This is a genomic window from Aquirufa antheringensis, assembly GCF_023921165.1.
GTDB classification, from domain to species: Bacteria; Bacteroidota; Bacteroidia; order Cytophagales; family Spirosomataceae; genus Aquirufa; species Aquirufa antheringensis.
Genome location: NZ_CP049835.1, coordinates 437,396 through 451,948 on the forward strand (window position 1 = coordinate 437,396; position 14,553 = coordinate 451,948).

Sequence of the window (14,553 nt, forward strand, 5' to 3'; positions counted from 1 at the left end):
GGTCTATGCGATTAAGATAATTTAACGTCAGCCATCCACTCAGTCACTAATTTTTCCTGAGCTGCTTTGTCTTTTAATTGGCTTTTTAACACTTTTTCCGCTAAGTCTAACGAAAGAGAAGCCGCTTCCTTACGGATGGCTGCTACAGCACTTGCTTTCTCTTGTTCGAATGCTACGCGCGCTTTTTCGATTTCTTGGTTAGCGGCTGTTTGTGCATCTAATTTAGCTTGAGAGATCATCGCATCGGATGCCTCTTTCGCTTGCTTGATCAACGCATCACGTTCAGCACGCGCTGAAGTGATTAATTGCTCATTACCTGCTTTCAACTCGGCCATTTCAGCGCGTGTTGTTTCAGATAATTTGATCGCCTCGTCGATCGATTGCTCGCGTTCAGCTAACGATTGAATGATCGGTTTCCAAGCAAATTTGGCTAAAAGGAAGAATAAAATTCCAAAGACAATTAGTTGCCAGAAGATAAGTCCAAAGTCTGGGGTGATTAACTCCATAGTATGTTCATTTTTTGTAAATCGTGTCAAAAAACGCAATTTGGCACCTAATGTAATCCAAATTGCGTTTTAAATGGGGTAGAATCGGATACAAAGGCTAACCCTTTGGAGATTCTGATTGGTATCTTATTTCAAAGTTACCAATAGACAAATTACAGCAGCGAATAACGCAACCGCTTCAACGAAGGCAGCAACGATTAACATCGCACCCTGAATTTTTCCAGACGCTTCTGGTTGACGAGCGATAGCTTCCATTGCAGAACCACCGATACGACCGATACCCATTCCAGCTCCTAAAGCAGCTAAACCAGCACCAATACCTGCAAGACCAAGACCTACAGAAACTTCTAATAAAATCGATAAAATAGACATACGATTTGGGTTTATATAAAAAAAATAATTTACAAATTAATGGTGATGCTCTTCTACCGCCGCTCCGATATACGTCGAAACTAACATCGTAAAGATGAAGGCTTGAATGAAGGCAACAATCAGCTCAATTACGTTCATGAAGAGCGAGAAAGGAACTACTGCTAGACCTAAAGCCGCATTTTCAAAAATGAAAATCAAGGATACTAAACTTAATAAAATGATGTGACCCGCTGTAATGTTCGCAAACAAACGAACCATTAAAGAGAAAGGCTTCATGAAAATACCTACGATCTCTACCGGCGTTAAAATAACTAACATCCACTTAGGAACACCTGGCATCGCGAAGATGTGCGTCCAATACGTAGAGCGGCCATTGAAGTTCGTTACAAAGAAGGCAATGATCGCTAAAACCAAGGTTACAGCGATATTTCCCGTTAAGTTAGCTCCACCGGGAATCAAACCTAACATATTATTAAACCAAATAAAGAAGAAGATCGTCAATAAATACGGCATGAAACGACGGTAGTGTTTCTCGCCAATGTTATTCTTCGCAATTTCATCGCGAACGAAAATGATGATCGGTTCAAACATCGACTGCAAGCCTTTAGGAGCTCTGTGAGGATTTTCTTTGTATTTGCGACCGATACCGATGAAGATAGTCAATAATAAAACAGCTGAAAGCAATAAAGAAGCTACGTTCTTGGTGATAGAGAAGTCATAAACTTTCTCACCATTCTCTGCGTGAATCTTTCCGTGCTCTAAAACGAAACCGTTGTAAGGAATTTCTTCGTGGTGTTCGTTTTTGAAATTAGATGACGAGAATACCTGAACACCTGCTGATGCTGTGTACACGATGCAAGGCAAAGGTAAAGTTGCATGGAAATGGCCAATCGTAAAGAAGTGCCAATCATGCTCATCCGCTATGTGGTGTAAAATTAATTTACCTGGATCAAATTTTTCAGATGGAGCCTCGTGAGCTGCAGGAGCAGCTGCGTGAGCCGCCGTATCTGCGTGAGCAGAATCGTGCGCTACAACTGGCTCGTTTGCGAACACATTAAGGCTAATAAAGCTTAAGAAAAGCCCTAGTAGTATATTCGAAAAGTACATTTTTTGTGTTGAAGTCTTGACCTGCATCTGAAACATTAATCTTGCTATTTTCTAAAAACGTCGCAAGTTACGAAGCAAACCAAAAATTTCAAAATTTGTGCTACATAAATAGAGTACAAAAAAGTTGCTGACGAACAAGACAAGGTTTGGGGTGTGGATATAGGCGAAGAAACCGATAAAAACGACGCTTAAAATAAAGCGAATCGTCAAGGAAATCATCTGAAAAGGAATGAATTTCTCGCCTTCGTTTTTCAAACCGAGTTGGGCGAGGTTGAAGGTCAAATAGGTTTGGAACAACAGAAAGACAAAGATGAATTTCAAGTCCGGGTGTAAATAGGTTAGGAAAGAGGTCTGTGCAAGAGCATACAGAATACCACCTAGAAGACCGTAAAAAATCGCCATTTTTAACATGATACAAATATCGGTAGAAAGGAATTAATCGGCAAAGTTTTTGGAAAAAAGCGATTTCGGCTGTTACTTGCATCCTCAAATCAAAAAGCCACGCTTGTTGATTTATAAAGAAGAAGGGAGAGACTAGGCTCAGTGAACTTCTGGCAACCCGTCTGCAATTGTAGACCCCGGTGCTAATTCCTACCCCAGGCGGTGCCTGTTTAGGGAAATATAAACCATTTTGTGCATGCAAGCTGAGTTTCATCATTTTCATTCCGCGTCCCCATTTGCCCTTGAATTAGGGGGGGAATTACCTGCTTTGGATTTAGCTTACCAAACTTGGGGTAAACTCAATGCTAAAAAAGACAATGTGGTCTGGATTTGCCACGCCTTCACCGGAAGTCACGATGTGGCAGAATGGTGGCAAGGCCTCGTGGGCCCCGGCAAGCTGTTTAATCCAGAAAATAATTTAATCGTCTGCGTGAATATTTTGGGTTCTCATTACGGTTCCTCTGGCCCCTTAACGGTGGATCCGCGAACTGGAAAGCCTTATTTCCACTCGTTTCCGGACGTGACCATTCGCGATGTGGTTTCGAGTTTCGAAATCCTGCGCAAAGAATTAAAGATCAATCGCATCAAAACCTGCATTGGTGGTTCCCTGGGAGGTCAGCAAGCGGTAGAATGGGCGATTGTGAATCCTGGTTTGATTGAAAACTTGATTTTAGTAGCGACGAACGCCGTGCATTCACCTTGGGGAATCGCCTTTAATGAGTCCCAAAGAATGGCCATCGAAGTCGACCCCTCTTGGAAAGAATCACAGCCTAAAGCCGGTTTAGAAGGAATGAAGGCTGCTCGTGCGACCGCTTTGATCTCTTACCGGAATTACGAAACCTATCAGATTACGCAAGCCCGAAAGGAAAATACCTATGGTTCTTCCCTTCGTGCCGTTTCCTATCAACGCTACCAAGGCGAGAAATTAGCCCAGCGTTTCAATGCCTATTCTTATTTTCAGTTATCGAAGATGATGGATTCGCAGGATGTGGGTAGAAATCGCGGTGGTGCTATCGCTGCATTAAAACTGATTCAATCAAAAACCCTGGTCATCGGTATTAAATCTGATGCCTTGTTCCCGATTGTGGAGCAAGAGTTTTTGGCTAAATACATTCCTGGTGCCTCTTTCCACGTCATCGACTCCCTGTATGGGCATGATGGATTCTTAATCGAAAGTGGCTTGATGACCAAGGCCGTTCGATTGTGGCAGAAATTACAACGCCTCGAAGTCAATCCGATGGCCGATTTCTTCCAAGCTTTAGAAGCTAAACTCACCTCCCATGAAATTTCACAATAAAGTTGTTTGGATTACGGGGGCATCCTCTGGAATCGGTGAAGCCTTAGCCTATGCTTTCGCGGCGGAGGGCGCGCTTTTAGTGTTGTCTGCTCGCAGAGAAGAAGAGTTGCAGCGGGTTGCCAAAGCTTGCGGCAATGGGTACGTGCTCCCTTTCGACATGCTTTCCTTGTCAGAACACGCGGATCGTGTGCAGGATGTCATCCAGACCTACGGTCGCATTGATTACTTAGTTTTAAATGCAGGAGTTTCTCAACGTTCTTTTGTGAAAGACACGGAATTCGACGTGTATCGCCGTCTTTTTGAGGTGAATTTCTTTTCGATTGTCTCTTTGACGCAGGCCGTTTTACCTGTCTTTACCGCCCAAAAATCGGGTGTTTTCGTTCCGATTGCCTCGGTCGCTGGACGTATTTCTACTCCGCGCAGAGCCGCATATGGTGCGACGAAACATGCATTAATCGGATTCTTTGATTCAGTTCGTGCGGAGGTTTTCAACGATGGTATTCGCGTGACCACGATTTTGCCGGGTTACATCAAAACGAATATTTCCTTATACGCCATGAACGAGAAAGGGGAGGCTTATGGAAAGATGGATCCGAATCAGGCCAAAGGCCTAGATCCTAACGTTACCGCACAGAAAATCTTGCAAGCCGTGCTAGCACAGAAAAATGAGTTCTTTGTCGGAGGTTTCCTCGAAGGATTTGGCCTATTTGTCAAGCGTTTCTTTCCTTCGATTATGCCCTTTATGCTACGGAAGATTAAGAATACGTAGTCTTTTTTTCATTAAAGAAGAAAACGAAAAGCAGCAAAACGACTCCTGCAATCGCAGCCGGAACCATCCAAACCGCTTGCCAATCCTTCACCTCATTTACGGTGTAGTAATCGAGCACAATGCCCGAAAGCTTCGATCCGATGCCCATTCCGATGCCATAGGTGGCAAACGTGATTAAACCTTGTGCGGAATTTTTGATTTTCTCACCCGCTTTTTGGTCCGTATAAATCTGTCCCGTCACAAAGAAGAAATCGTAACAAACCCCGTGCAGAATAATTCCAATATATAGGATCCATTCACTCGAAATTCCATCACCATAACCGAAGCAGAGGAATCGAATAATCCACGCCACAAGTCCCACTACGAGCATTTTCTTAACCCCTAAGCGCGTAAAGGCGATCGGAATCAACAACATGAAAATCACTTCAGAAGCCTGTCCTAAAGACATTTTGTTCTCCACGTTGCTCATGTGTGCATCTGTTAAGGATGGATTTGCCATCGCATAATAGAAGGACAAAGGAATGCAGATCAAAATCGAAGAAATGAAGAAGATTAAGAAAGAACGGTCTTTGAAAAGCTTCAGAGCATCTAAACCCAAAATCTGTGCCACTGACGCATTCTTGTCGGCTTTTGGAGGCGTATTAGGTAAGGTAAACGAGTAAATTCCGAGTAGGAAGGAAGTGTACATCGCGATCTCAAAAATAGCCACCTTATCTCCCAGCGCATAGAATCCGATAATATTGGTCACCACAATCCAGGCGATGGTCCCGGTCACCCGAATGCTAGGGAATTCCTTTTCTGGATTGGACATTTGGTTCATCGCAATCGAATTCGATAAGGCCAAATTAGGGGCAAAGCATAAGGTGTAGGCTAAAATATACCAGAAAAAGGCCTCAGGGTCTCTTTCTAAGCTCAAGAAGTAGAGGATCACACCGCCCAAAATATTTAAAAAGCCCATGACTTTTTGAGCAGCAAAAAAGCGGTCTGAAATCAAGCCCACGAAGAAGGGGGCAAAGATGGAAGCAATCGCAAAAGTGGTGTAAGCATTCCCTACTTGATCGCCCGTAGCGTGAAGATTATCTAATAAGTATTTACTCATTTGACCATACCAGGCGCCCCATCCGAAAAACATCAGGAACATCATGGACATGAGTTGGAATTTTACGCTACTTTTCATCTTTTTTTAGGTTTAGAGAGACCAAAAATACAAATTTGTTCGAAATTTAAAATTTTCTGAAAATATATTTTTCGGGCTTTTTGTCGGTTTTCCTATACCTGTTTTCCGTATTTTTTTCATTTTTCCGAAAGACAAGTCTGTTTTTGTATCGGCTTTTTGGGATTATGGCAAAAATCTCATTTTATCCCCCAAAAACACTACTTGGCTCCGCTTTTCTCCCGGGGCTTACTTATTTGATAAACCGTATTATTTATCGTTTTTTTGAGGGCTGAATTGTTTTCAGCCCCTCATTATGTTCGGAATCTTATTAATATCGGCGCGGCCAACAGGTGAATTTCACGGATCGATGCCCTTGTTTTTGGGTGCGTTCACGGTGATCTCCTTGGTATTAATTGGTTTTGGGATAGTTCTTTTTAAAAAGCGCAAAGAGTGGGTCCACAATTCAAAGATGACTTACGGCAAAATCGTCGAAATTTCGAAGCGTTATTCCCGCGATGACCACAGCGGTCGCTTCCCCATTTATTTCCCAATTGTCTCTTACTATGTGAACGGTTTGGAATTTAGACGCGAAGCGGATAAAGGTTTGGCCAAAAACTGTGAAATAGGGCAAGAAATCCCCGTTCGTTACCTTTCCGAGAATCCCTACGAAGCCTCTTTAGCTGAAAATACGGTTCCCGGTTTAAATCCATCGATCTTCTTTGCGATGGGCCTCTTGATGCTAGCTAGCGCGATCATCTTGTTGATCATGAAGTCCTAATTTCATTTTTCGTAGCCTTTTTGTAAATTGGTCCAAAATCTAGGACTATGGAAACCCCTATTAAAGAAAAAGAGCAGTTTAGAAATTACGATCAAGGTGATATCACCGCTGCCGTAAAAGAACATTACCGCAAAATGCGCTCTCGCCAAACCTACGACTACGTTCAGCGCATGAAGGCCAAATACCTGACATTCGAACGTCCCATGGATCTTTGGGAAATGATGGAGCGCCTAAACGTCCTCGTCGATGTTTCCGATCCTGATTTAAATCTACCTAACATCATTCACCTATTGCAATCTGCAGAAGGTATGCGCGCGGACAATCGCCCCGACTGGATGCAGTTAGTCGGTTTAATTCATGACCTCGGAAAGGCCATGTACTTATTCGGTTCAGACGAAGACGGCACCTCACAAGCCGAACAATGGGGATTAGTAGGGGATGTATTTGTCGTAGGATGTAAATTGCCAGACTCTTGTGTCTATCCAGAGTTCAATGCCTTGAATCCGGACATGCAAGACCCTCGCTACAATACCGAATTAGGAGTTTACGAAGCAGGATGTGGTCTAGATAACGTTCATCTAGCCTGGGGACACGATGAATATTTATTCCAAGTACTAAGTAATCACCAAGAGAATACTATCCCAGAAGCAGGAATGGCCATGATTCGGTATCATTCATTCTACCCATGGCACTCAGGCGGTAGCTATAGAGCTTTGTTAAGCGAAAAAGACGCTCAATACCTCGAGTGGATCCGCGATTTCAATCAATATGATTTGTATACCAAATCTCCAGTGATTCCTGTGTATGAGGAATTGAAGGAGTATTATAAGCCGATTGCGGAGAAGTATCTCGGTAGTGGTCCTATTTATTGGTAGTTCTTGAGAGGCTCCTTAAAAACGGCGCAAGCACCTATTTTCTGCGGAGCACTTTATTTTCATTCTCTTTTCAGAGATAAATTTCTTCTCCCTGCTACAAAACATGTGCTTGCGCCGTTTTAAGCAGGGAGAAGAAATTTATCACCATCCATCATCCGCCTTCGGCTTTGCCACCGCTTTCTTAACCGGAGCAGCTGCTTTTGTAGGAGTGGACTTCGTTGCACCTGTTTTGGCACCCTGACCCGTCGCCAGATTAACATCTAAAGGAACCCGACTATATACGCGACAAACGATTTTCCAATCGTCGTTCATTTTAATTAAGCTTAGTAAATCGATGTACTTGAAATCATCAAACTTGAATTCCACTGTCGCTACCGCCGAAGTTCCGGCGTGAGAGTAATTTAAAAGGGCTCCCGTCGCTTTAGCTCCGCCTGCAGGCATACCTGCGATAAATTTACGTAAAGGGGTGTCTGTGATTTTTCCAGTCGTGGTATTGAGGTTTCTCAATAGTGCATTGCTTGCGAAAGCACGGCCAAGGCTAGCTGTGTCGCCTTTTGTGAAACCTTCCGTGTAAGAAGTAATGGCAGATTTAATGCCCTCGTCTTCTGATTGAGCGAAAGCCGAGGTGGCTACTAGGCAAAACAGTGCAATAAATAGATTTTTCATGGTTTGTTTAATTAATTGCCTCCTGAAGATTCGCTTTCTGCTGGGAGATTTTCTCCTTTCAGGAAGAATTTCGCTTTTTCAGGATACAAGATGGATTGAACGATATTGACTTTGGCTAACGAATGATTCGCCATATTACCTAATATGATAATAGCCGAATTGTCTTTTTGATTATGCAAATAATAATTTTTGAATCCGTGCCACCAGCCTGTGTGGTAAGTAAGCCATTCTCCATTCTCTAGTTGCTTCAATCGCCAGCCTAAGCCGTAGTTCGTTGCAAGGACTTTAGGCTTCGTATGTTGTGGTGTAAATGCTTCCGCTAAGGAGCTAAGTTTGACTACCGTTTCTGAATTCAAAGCCTGGTCCCAAAGAAACATATCCTCCACCGTAGAATAAATTCCTTTGTCCCCGGTAACACCATCTAAATGGTCGAAACCTACCACGGCAAGTCCGGAACGTTTGGGTTGATAGCCAGTAGCCGATTTTTTAAGTAATTCCGGGTGTTGCGGATCATATACAAAAGACTCGCTCATGCCCGCAGGCGTGAAAATGTTTTCTTTTACGTATTCCCTGAAACCTTTACCGCTAATGCGCTCTACGATATAAGCCAATAAAATGTAATTGGTGTTATTGTAATGAAACTGGCGGTTGGGATGATAATCGATGCCCGGTTTGATTTTGTTGAACAGTTCGACCACTTTGGCATTTGTTAACGGGGCTTTCTTGTCATAGTATTTATCCAAACAATAGGCGTAATTAGGTAGGCCAGACTTGTGTGTCAATAAGCTGCGAATGGTGATGCTGGAATCGTAGGGAAAACCGGGGATGTGTTGTTCTACGCGATCATCGAGTTTTAATTTCCCTTGTTCCATCAATTGTAAGATGGAAACGGCGGTGAATTGCTTAGAAACGGAGGCTAATTGAAAGGGAGTTCGCGTACTTAATTGTGCTTTCGTGAAGTTATTCGCAATCCCAAAAGCGCGTTTGTAAATAATCTTACCATATTGTGCGACTAGCACGGTACCATTGAATCCTGTTTTCTTTTGTAAGGTTTTAAAGAAGGTATCGAGTTTAATCGCTTTTTGCTGCGCTATTTTAGGGTCAAATAAACTCGCAATACTATCGTTTCTCTTTTCGACCGCGCTGTTTTTGGCAAAAAAATGACCAGGAACATTATTGCAGGAGGCCATGCAGAATAAGGATGCCAAAATACTAAGAGCCAAAGACCTACGATTCATATGCGAAATTGCGAATTGTATTTGTTAAATTTAAAAGCAATTTAATCAGAAAAGGCCTTATTTCAAACCCTATGATACAGCGGATTTTTGTTTTCTTTTTTCTAGTCTTCATTCGCTTATACCAAGGGATGATTTCTCCCTTTCTTCCTAATTCCTGCCGCTACACGCCTACCTGTTCTGAATATGCTAAGATAGCCTTTCAAAAGCACGGCCTAATCGAAGGTTTACGTCTTACCTTGAAACGGGTAGGTAGTTGCCATCCCTGGGGAGGAAGTGGTCATGATCCGGTGCCTTGAACTCCGATGCAACAGTGTAGCACTGTTTTAATTGTATTATTCTAATTTTATCCTAAATTATTTTTGGCATTAGATTACCGAAAAAAAAGTGATTTTTTTTTCAAAAAAGTTTCTATTGAAAAAATACAATCGAATGCGAGCTGTTTTGGAGGTTTTGGTCTAAAAATGACTTTGAAATAGGGGCTCTGTTTATAATTAGCTAACAATTAGATTATTTTCAGATTCTGTCCTATACTGTGCTAGTTTTCAACAAAATCTAGATTAAGTACAATTTGTGGCCCTAAAGTCATCGTTTCATTATCTATTTTCATTTTTTTATTCAATTTATTCTTACTTTTTTTGTGAAGGTTTTGAAATTAGTCTCCTTGTGTAAACGATTACAAGGGCATTTCAGAAGGCTTCGGCCAGCAGAAACTCTGTCTTCTATATAATAAAGGAATAAGAACAAGACCTACAAGAATCATTAATCATTTTTAACCCTTAATTTTTCACTTATGATTCATTCTTACAAAAGAGTGGGTCGCCTTGTGCGATCAAGTGTTAGTAACCTAGGCTTCAAGCAAGCTTTTAGTGTTGCTGTAGCACTATTAATTTCCTTGGGTGCTTTTGCTCAAGATGTGGTTTCAGGGAAAGTTACTGATGCTGCTGATGGCTCAGCAATCCCTGGTGTTTCTGTTACTGTTAAAGGTACTACAAAAGGTGCTCAAACTGACATTAACGGTACCTACAAAGTAAACGCAGGAAGTGGAAGCACTTTAGTGTTCACATTCGTAGGTTATACTTCTAAAGAAGTAAAAGCTACAGGTTCTGTAGTAAACGTTTCTTTAGCTGCAGACAACAAATCTTTAGAGGAAGTTGTGGTAGTAGGTTACGGTACACAAAAGCGTAAAGAGATTTCTGGAACTGTAACAAGTTTAGGTTCTCGTGAATTTAACGCGGGTGTAGTAACTAACCCATTAGCTGCTGCTCAAGGTAAAGTGGCTGGTTTAGTAATCACGCAGTCTTCAGGAGATCCTAACTCTCGCCCAACTGTTCGTTTACGTGGTACAGGTTCATTGAACGCAGGTTCAGAGCCATTATACGTAATTGACGGTGTGATTGGTGCTCCTATCGAAAACGTTGCTCCAGAAGATATCTTATCTATGGACGTTTTACGTGATGCATCTTCTGCTGCTATCTACGGTTCTCGTGGTGCGAATGGTGTTATCTTGATCAACACAAAACGTGGTAAATCAGGTGCTCCTACAGTTGATTATTCAGCTTATGTAGGTGCTGAGACTATTTCTCAACGTCCTGAGTTATTAAACGCTGCTGAATTCCGTGCTGCTGCATCGAAATACAAGCAAACATTTGATGATAACGGTGCTAACACAGATTGGTTAGACGTTATTACACGTACTGCGGTTTCTCAAAACCACAACGTAGGTGTTTCTGGCGGTTCTGAAAACTTATCATACCGTGCTTCAGTAGGTTATTTAGACCAAACTGGTACATTGATCGGTTCAGGTAAAGATCGTTTAACAGGTCGTTTGAACTTAGATGCTAAGGCATTAGATGGTAAGTTGATGATGAAATTTAACATGTCAGCTATGCAAACAAACGGTACATTCTCGGATAACCGTGCAGTAGGTTTTGCCATGAACATGCGTCCAACTGATCCAGTTTATGCTGCAAACGGAAATTATTTCCAATTGCCAGGTACATTCGCAAACTTTAACCCGTTAGCGGCTTTAGAGAAGAAATCTAACACACAACGTTTACAAGATTTCTTATTCAATGCATCTGCTGCTTATACTATCTTAGATGGTTTAGTATTCAACGTTTCAGGTACATTACGTACTCAAAACGCGAACAACTCTTATTTCGCTTCAACTACTCCAGGTAACTTATTGTCTACTGTAGGTGGTAACTCTGCTTCTCGTTCATTGAACTCAGTAACGGATAAGCAATTAGAAGCTACTTTGAACTGGACTAAGAAATTATCTGATGTGTCTACTTTGACATTATTAGGAGGTTATACTTACCAAGATGTAGTTAACGACGGTTTCGGTGCTGCTAACAACAATTTCTTAACAGATGCGTTTGGTGCTGATAACATTGGTTCTGGTTTAGGTATTCGTACGAATCCTTCTTTATTGTATTCTTACAAAAACGAATACAAATTGGTTTCTTTCTTAGCTCGTGCTCAATACTCGTTAATGAACAAGTATTTCGCTACAGTGAACATGCGTCGTGATGGTTCGACTAAATTCGGTGATAACAACAAGTGGGGTTTATTCCCATCGGTTTCAGTGGGTTGGTCATTATCTGAAGAAGCATTCTTAAAAGGAAATACAACAATCGACAACTTGAAGCTTCGTGTTTCTTGGGGTAGAACAGGTAACTCGGAAGGTATTCGTCCGTTGTTATCTAAATCATTCTACGGTCCATCAGGGTCATACTATGATGGTTCAGCAGATGACTTCTTACCTGCATACGCTATCCAATCTAACCCGAACCCTAACTTGAAGTGGGAGATTAACGAAAACTACGGTGCTGGTATCGACTTCTCTATCTTGAAAGGTAAGTTAACTGGATCGATTGACTGGTATACTCGTCAAACGAAGGATTTATTGTACACGGTTAATGCTCCGCAAGAAAAAGGATATGTATATCCAACGATCTTAGCGAACATTGGTTCGATGCAAAACCGCGGTATTGAAGTTTCGGCTACTTACCAATGGTTAGATACACAAGATTGGTCAATTAGCTCTACATTCGCTGGTTCATTCAACCAGAACGAATTGATCGCATTGAAAAATGATGAGTTCGCTGCAGCAGACCAAGTATTCTTGTCTACTACTTTAGGTAGCTTTATCCGTGGTACATCAGCTGTAAACTTCTCAGTTTTACAAGCTGGTCAACCAGTAGGTGTGTTCTACGGAGCGAAAATTGCGAAAATCGAAAATGGTCGTTATGTATTCCAAGACCTTAACGGTGATGGTACAGTAGATCCTAACGCAAAAGATCGTACTTACTTAGGAGATCCTAATCCTAAATTTGTAGGAGGTTTAACTACGAACGTACGTTACAAGGCATTTGACTTACAGTTCCAATTTACTGGAAATGCAGGTGCTAAAATCGTTAACACAAACAACCTATTATTAGGTCGTCAAGATGGACGTATTGCTGAATCAAATGCATTGAAATCTGCTTTAACATCGATTATCAATGATGAGCGTACTATCCCTATGGATTACTACGTAGAATCAGGAGATCACATCCGTTTGAACAACGCTTCATTAGGTTACACTTTTGCACCTAAAGGTGTATTCAAAAGAGCTCGTGTTTATGTAGCTGGTAACAACTTATTATTGTTCACTAATTACTCTGGTGTAGATCCAGAAGTTAGCCAAAACCTAGCCATTGGTTCTGCTGCTCCAGGTATCGATGTTCGTGAGACATATTACAAAACTCGTGCATTTACTGCGGGTATCAATTTGTCTTTCTAAACAAAATACCACTCTATTAGTTATATAACTTAATTAATAAAATAATTAAAAAAATGAAAAAATATATCTATAAAGTACTTTCAGTAGGTGTTTTCGCTTCGTTAGCCCTATCGTCTTGTACAGATTTAACTGAGCCAGTTTACGATTCGATCCCTGCGGATCAGTTCTTGAAAACTGACGCTCAAATTGCTGCGGCATTAGGACCTGCTTATGGTGGTCTACGTGGTATCACTTGGGATTGGTTTAATCCAAGTGAAGCATCTTCGGATGAGTTAATCGTTCCTACACGTGGTGGTGACTGGTTTGACGGTGGTGACTGGTTAGCGTATTCTCGTCACACATGGACTCCACAACACGGTCCTATCAACGGAATGTGGGGATTCATTTTTGGTAACATCTCTCAGGTGAACCAATTGATCCCAGTGGTTGCTTCTAACCAAAAAGCAGTAGATGAGTTACGTGCAGTACGTGCGATCTATTACTTCATGGCGGTGGATGCATTCGGTAATGTGCCTATCGTAACAGATAACAAATCATCTGCAGCGACTAAGCCTCGTGCTGAAGTATATGCGTTTATCGTTTCTGAATTGACTTCTGCTATTCCTAACTTGCCTTCAGGTAAGGCTTACTCTCGTATGACACAAGATGCTGCTAAAGCATTGTTAGCGAAAGTATACTTAAATGCAGCAGTTTATAGCGGTACAGCACAATGGCAAAAAGCGTATGATACAGCTGATCAAGTTATCAAATCTTCGAACAACTGGTCATTAGCTTCTTCTACGTTGTCTAACTTTATCGTTCAAAACCAAGGTTCTAACGAGAATATCTTCGCGATCCCTTTTGATTCATTCAAAGCGGGTGGTATGAACTTCCAAATGAGAACGTTACACTATGCTAACCAACAAACGTATGGTTTAGGTAACTCTCCTTGGAACGGTTTCTGTACTTTAGCTGACTTCTATAACTCATTTGAGTCTGGTGACTTACGTGGTGCTATGTGGATCAAAGGACAGCAATATGCTGCTTCTGGAGCTAAGTTGAAAGATGCAAAAGGTGCTGATTTAGCATTCGTTGCGGATTGGGATAAAGATCAAATGACTGATGCAGATGCAGTTTACCAAGTAGCTGGTATCCGTTCTCAGAAATATGAGATCCAAAAGAACAACCCGAACGGTGATCAATCAAATGACTACGTATTCTTACGTTTAGCTGACGTTATCTTAATGCGTGCTGAAGCTGCTTTCCGTTTAGGAAATACAGCGCAAGCGTTGACAGACGTAAATGCTATCCGTACTCGTTCAGGTGTTGCTCCGTTGACTACTATTACAGCTGATGATATCTTAGCTGAGCGTGGTCGTGAGTTAGCTTGGGAAGGATGGAGACGTAACGACTTAATTCGTTTCGGTAAGTTCTCTGTTGAGCGTAAGTTCATGAAGGTGACTGACAAGACGCGTGAATTGTTCCCAATTCCACAACCTCGTCGTGATGCTAACCCATTATTGACTCAAAATCCAGGATATTAATCTGACGGTTTTTGATAGAAAGGCAGAACCAATTGGTT

General features: G+C 41.7%; 14 protein-coding genes and 1 riboswitch. Of the genes, 7 read left to right on the top strand and 7 right to left on the bottom strand.

All coding sequences use genetic code 11. The features are described from left to right. Nucleotides 1–11 precede the first annotated feature (11 nt). The 4 genes from atpF to G9X63_RS02060 form a co-directional block, all read right to left on the bottom strand. Complete coding sequence (gene atpF, locus G9X63_RS02045) at nucleotides 12–506, bottom strand: F0F1 ATP synthase subunit B (protein WP_130894948.1); 495 nt, start codon at nucleotides 504–506, stop codon at nucleotides 12–14. 126 nt (nucleotides 507–632) lie between these two features. Further along, nucleotides 633–878: an ATP synthase F0 subunit C gene (atpE, locus tag G9X63_RS02050; RefSeq protein ID WP_130894949.1), complete on the bottom strand. Its 246-nt coding sequence runs from the start codon at nucleotides 876–878 to the stop codon at nucleotides 633–635. A gap of 36 nt (nucleotides 879–914) precedes the next feature. After that, nucleotides 915–1,985 carry a F0F1 ATP synthase subunit A gene (gene atpB, locus G9X63_RS02055; RefSeq protein ID WP_130922824.1) on the bottom strand — a complete coding sequence of 357 codons (1,071 nt, stop codon included), beginning with the start codon at nucleotides 1,983–1,985 and terminating at the stop codon, nucleotides 915–917. A 51-nt stretch (nucleotides 1,986–2,036) separates the two neighbouring features. After that, nucleotides 2,037–2,387, bottom strand: a complete 351-nt coding sequence (locus G9X63_RS02060) for a hypothetical protein (protein ID WP_130894951.1) — start codon at nucleotides 2,385–2,387, stop codon at nucleotides 2,037–2,039. Nucleotides 2,388–2,495: 108 nt separating this feature from the next. Beyond that, nucleotides 2,496–2,613: riboswitch (SAM riboswitch) on the top strand. A gap of 9 nt (nucleotides 2,614–2,622) precedes the next feature. On the opposite strand from G9X63_RS02060, the gene G9X63_RS02065 reads away from it, so the two are divergent. Together G9X63_RS02065 and G9X63_RS02070 are read left to right on the top strand one after the other, a co-directional pair. After that, entirely contained in the window at nucleotides 2,623–3,723 is a 1,101-nt protein-coding gene (locus G9X63_RS02065) for a homoserine O-acetyltransferase family protein (protein WP_252623755.1), read from the top strand. Beyond that, nucleotides 3,707–4,492 (top strand): SDR family oxidoreductase, encoded by a 786-nt coding sequence (locus G9X63_RS02070; RefSeq protein ID WP_130922826.1) that lies wholly within the window; start codon nucleotides 3,707–3,709, stop codon nucleotides 4,490–4,492. The genes G9X63_RS02065 and G9X63_RS02070 overlap by 17 nt, the downstream gene beginning before the upstream one ends. Here the strand turns inward: G9X63_RS02070 and G9X63_RS02075 are convergent. Beyond that, complete coding sequence (locus tag G9X63_RS02075) at nucleotides 4,479–5,669, bottom strand: nucleoside permease (protein WP_252623758.1); 1,191 nt, start codon at nucleotides 5,667–5,669, stop codon at nucleotides 4,479–4,481. The two genes, G9X63_RS02070 and G9X63_RS02075, sit on opposite strands and share 14 nt — an antisense overlap. A gap of 292 nt (nucleotides 5,670–5,961) precedes the next feature. Between G9X63_RS02075 and G9X63_RS02080 the strand changes: the two genes are divergently transcribed. Together G9X63_RS02080 and G9X63_RS02085 are read left to right on the top strand one after the other, a co-directional pair. Next, nucleotides 5,962–6,426: a DUF3592 domain-containing protein gene (locus G9X63_RS02080; RefSeq protein ID WP_252623761.1), complete on the top strand. Its 465-nt coding sequence runs from the start codon at nucleotides 5,962–5,964 to the stop codon at nucleotides 6,424–6,426. 47 nt (nucleotides 6,427–6,473) lie between these two features. After that, nucleotides 6,474–7,301, top strand: a complete 828-nt coding sequence (locus tag G9X63_RS02085; RefSeq protein WP_252623763.1) for an inositol oxygenase family protein — start codon at nucleotides 6,474–6,476, stop codon at nucleotides 7,299–7,301. A gap of 141 nt (nucleotides 7,302–7,442) precedes the next feature. On the opposite strand, the gene G9X63_RS02090 is transcribed toward G9X63_RS02085, so the two are convergent. Continuing rightward, nucleotides 7,443–7,967: a nuclear transport factor 2 family protein gene (locus G9X63_RS02090; protein ID WP_252623767.1), complete on the bottom strand. Its 525-nt coding sequence runs from the start codon at nucleotides 7,965–7,967 to the stop codon at nucleotides 7,443–7,445. An 11-nt stretch (nucleotides 7,968–7,978) separates the two neighbouring features. Continuing rightward, nucleotides 7,979–9,157, bottom strand: a complete 1,179-nt coding sequence (locus G9X63_RS02095) for a serine hydrolase domain-containing protein (protein ID WP_252623770.1) — start codon at nucleotides 9,155–9,157, stop codon at nucleotides 7,979–7,981. A gap of 119 nt (nucleotides 9,158–9,276) precedes the next feature. Between G9X63_RS02095 and yidD the strand changes: the two genes are divergently transcribed. The 3 genes from yidD (at nucleotide 9,277) to G9X63_RS02110 (ending at nucleotide 14,515) form a co-directional block, all read left to right on the top strand. Next, the gene (yidD, locus tag G9X63_RS02100; RefSeq protein WP_130894959.1) at nucleotides 9,277–9,501 is read left to right on the top strand and encodes a membrane protein insertion efficiency factor YidD; all 225 of its coding nucleotides are present in this window, start codon (nucleotides 9,277–9,279) and stop codon (nucleotides 9,499–9,501) included. 494 nt (nucleotides 9,502–9,995) lie between these two features. Next, a complete protein-coding gene (locus G9X63_RS02105) occupies nucleotides 9,996–12,992 on the top strand; it encodes a SusC/RagA family TonB-linked outer membrane protein (protein ID WP_252623773.1) in 2,997 nt (998 codons plus the stop codon). 53 nt (nucleotides 12,993–13,045) lie between these two features. Further along, on the top strand, nucleotides 13,046–14,515 hold the full coding sequence (locus G9X63_RS02110) for a RagB/SusD family nutrient uptake outer membrane protein (protein ID WP_252623782.1): 1,470 nt from the start codon (nucleotides 13,046–13,048) through the stop codon (nucleotides 14,513–14,515). Nucleotides 14,516–14,553: the final 38 nt, after the last annotated feature.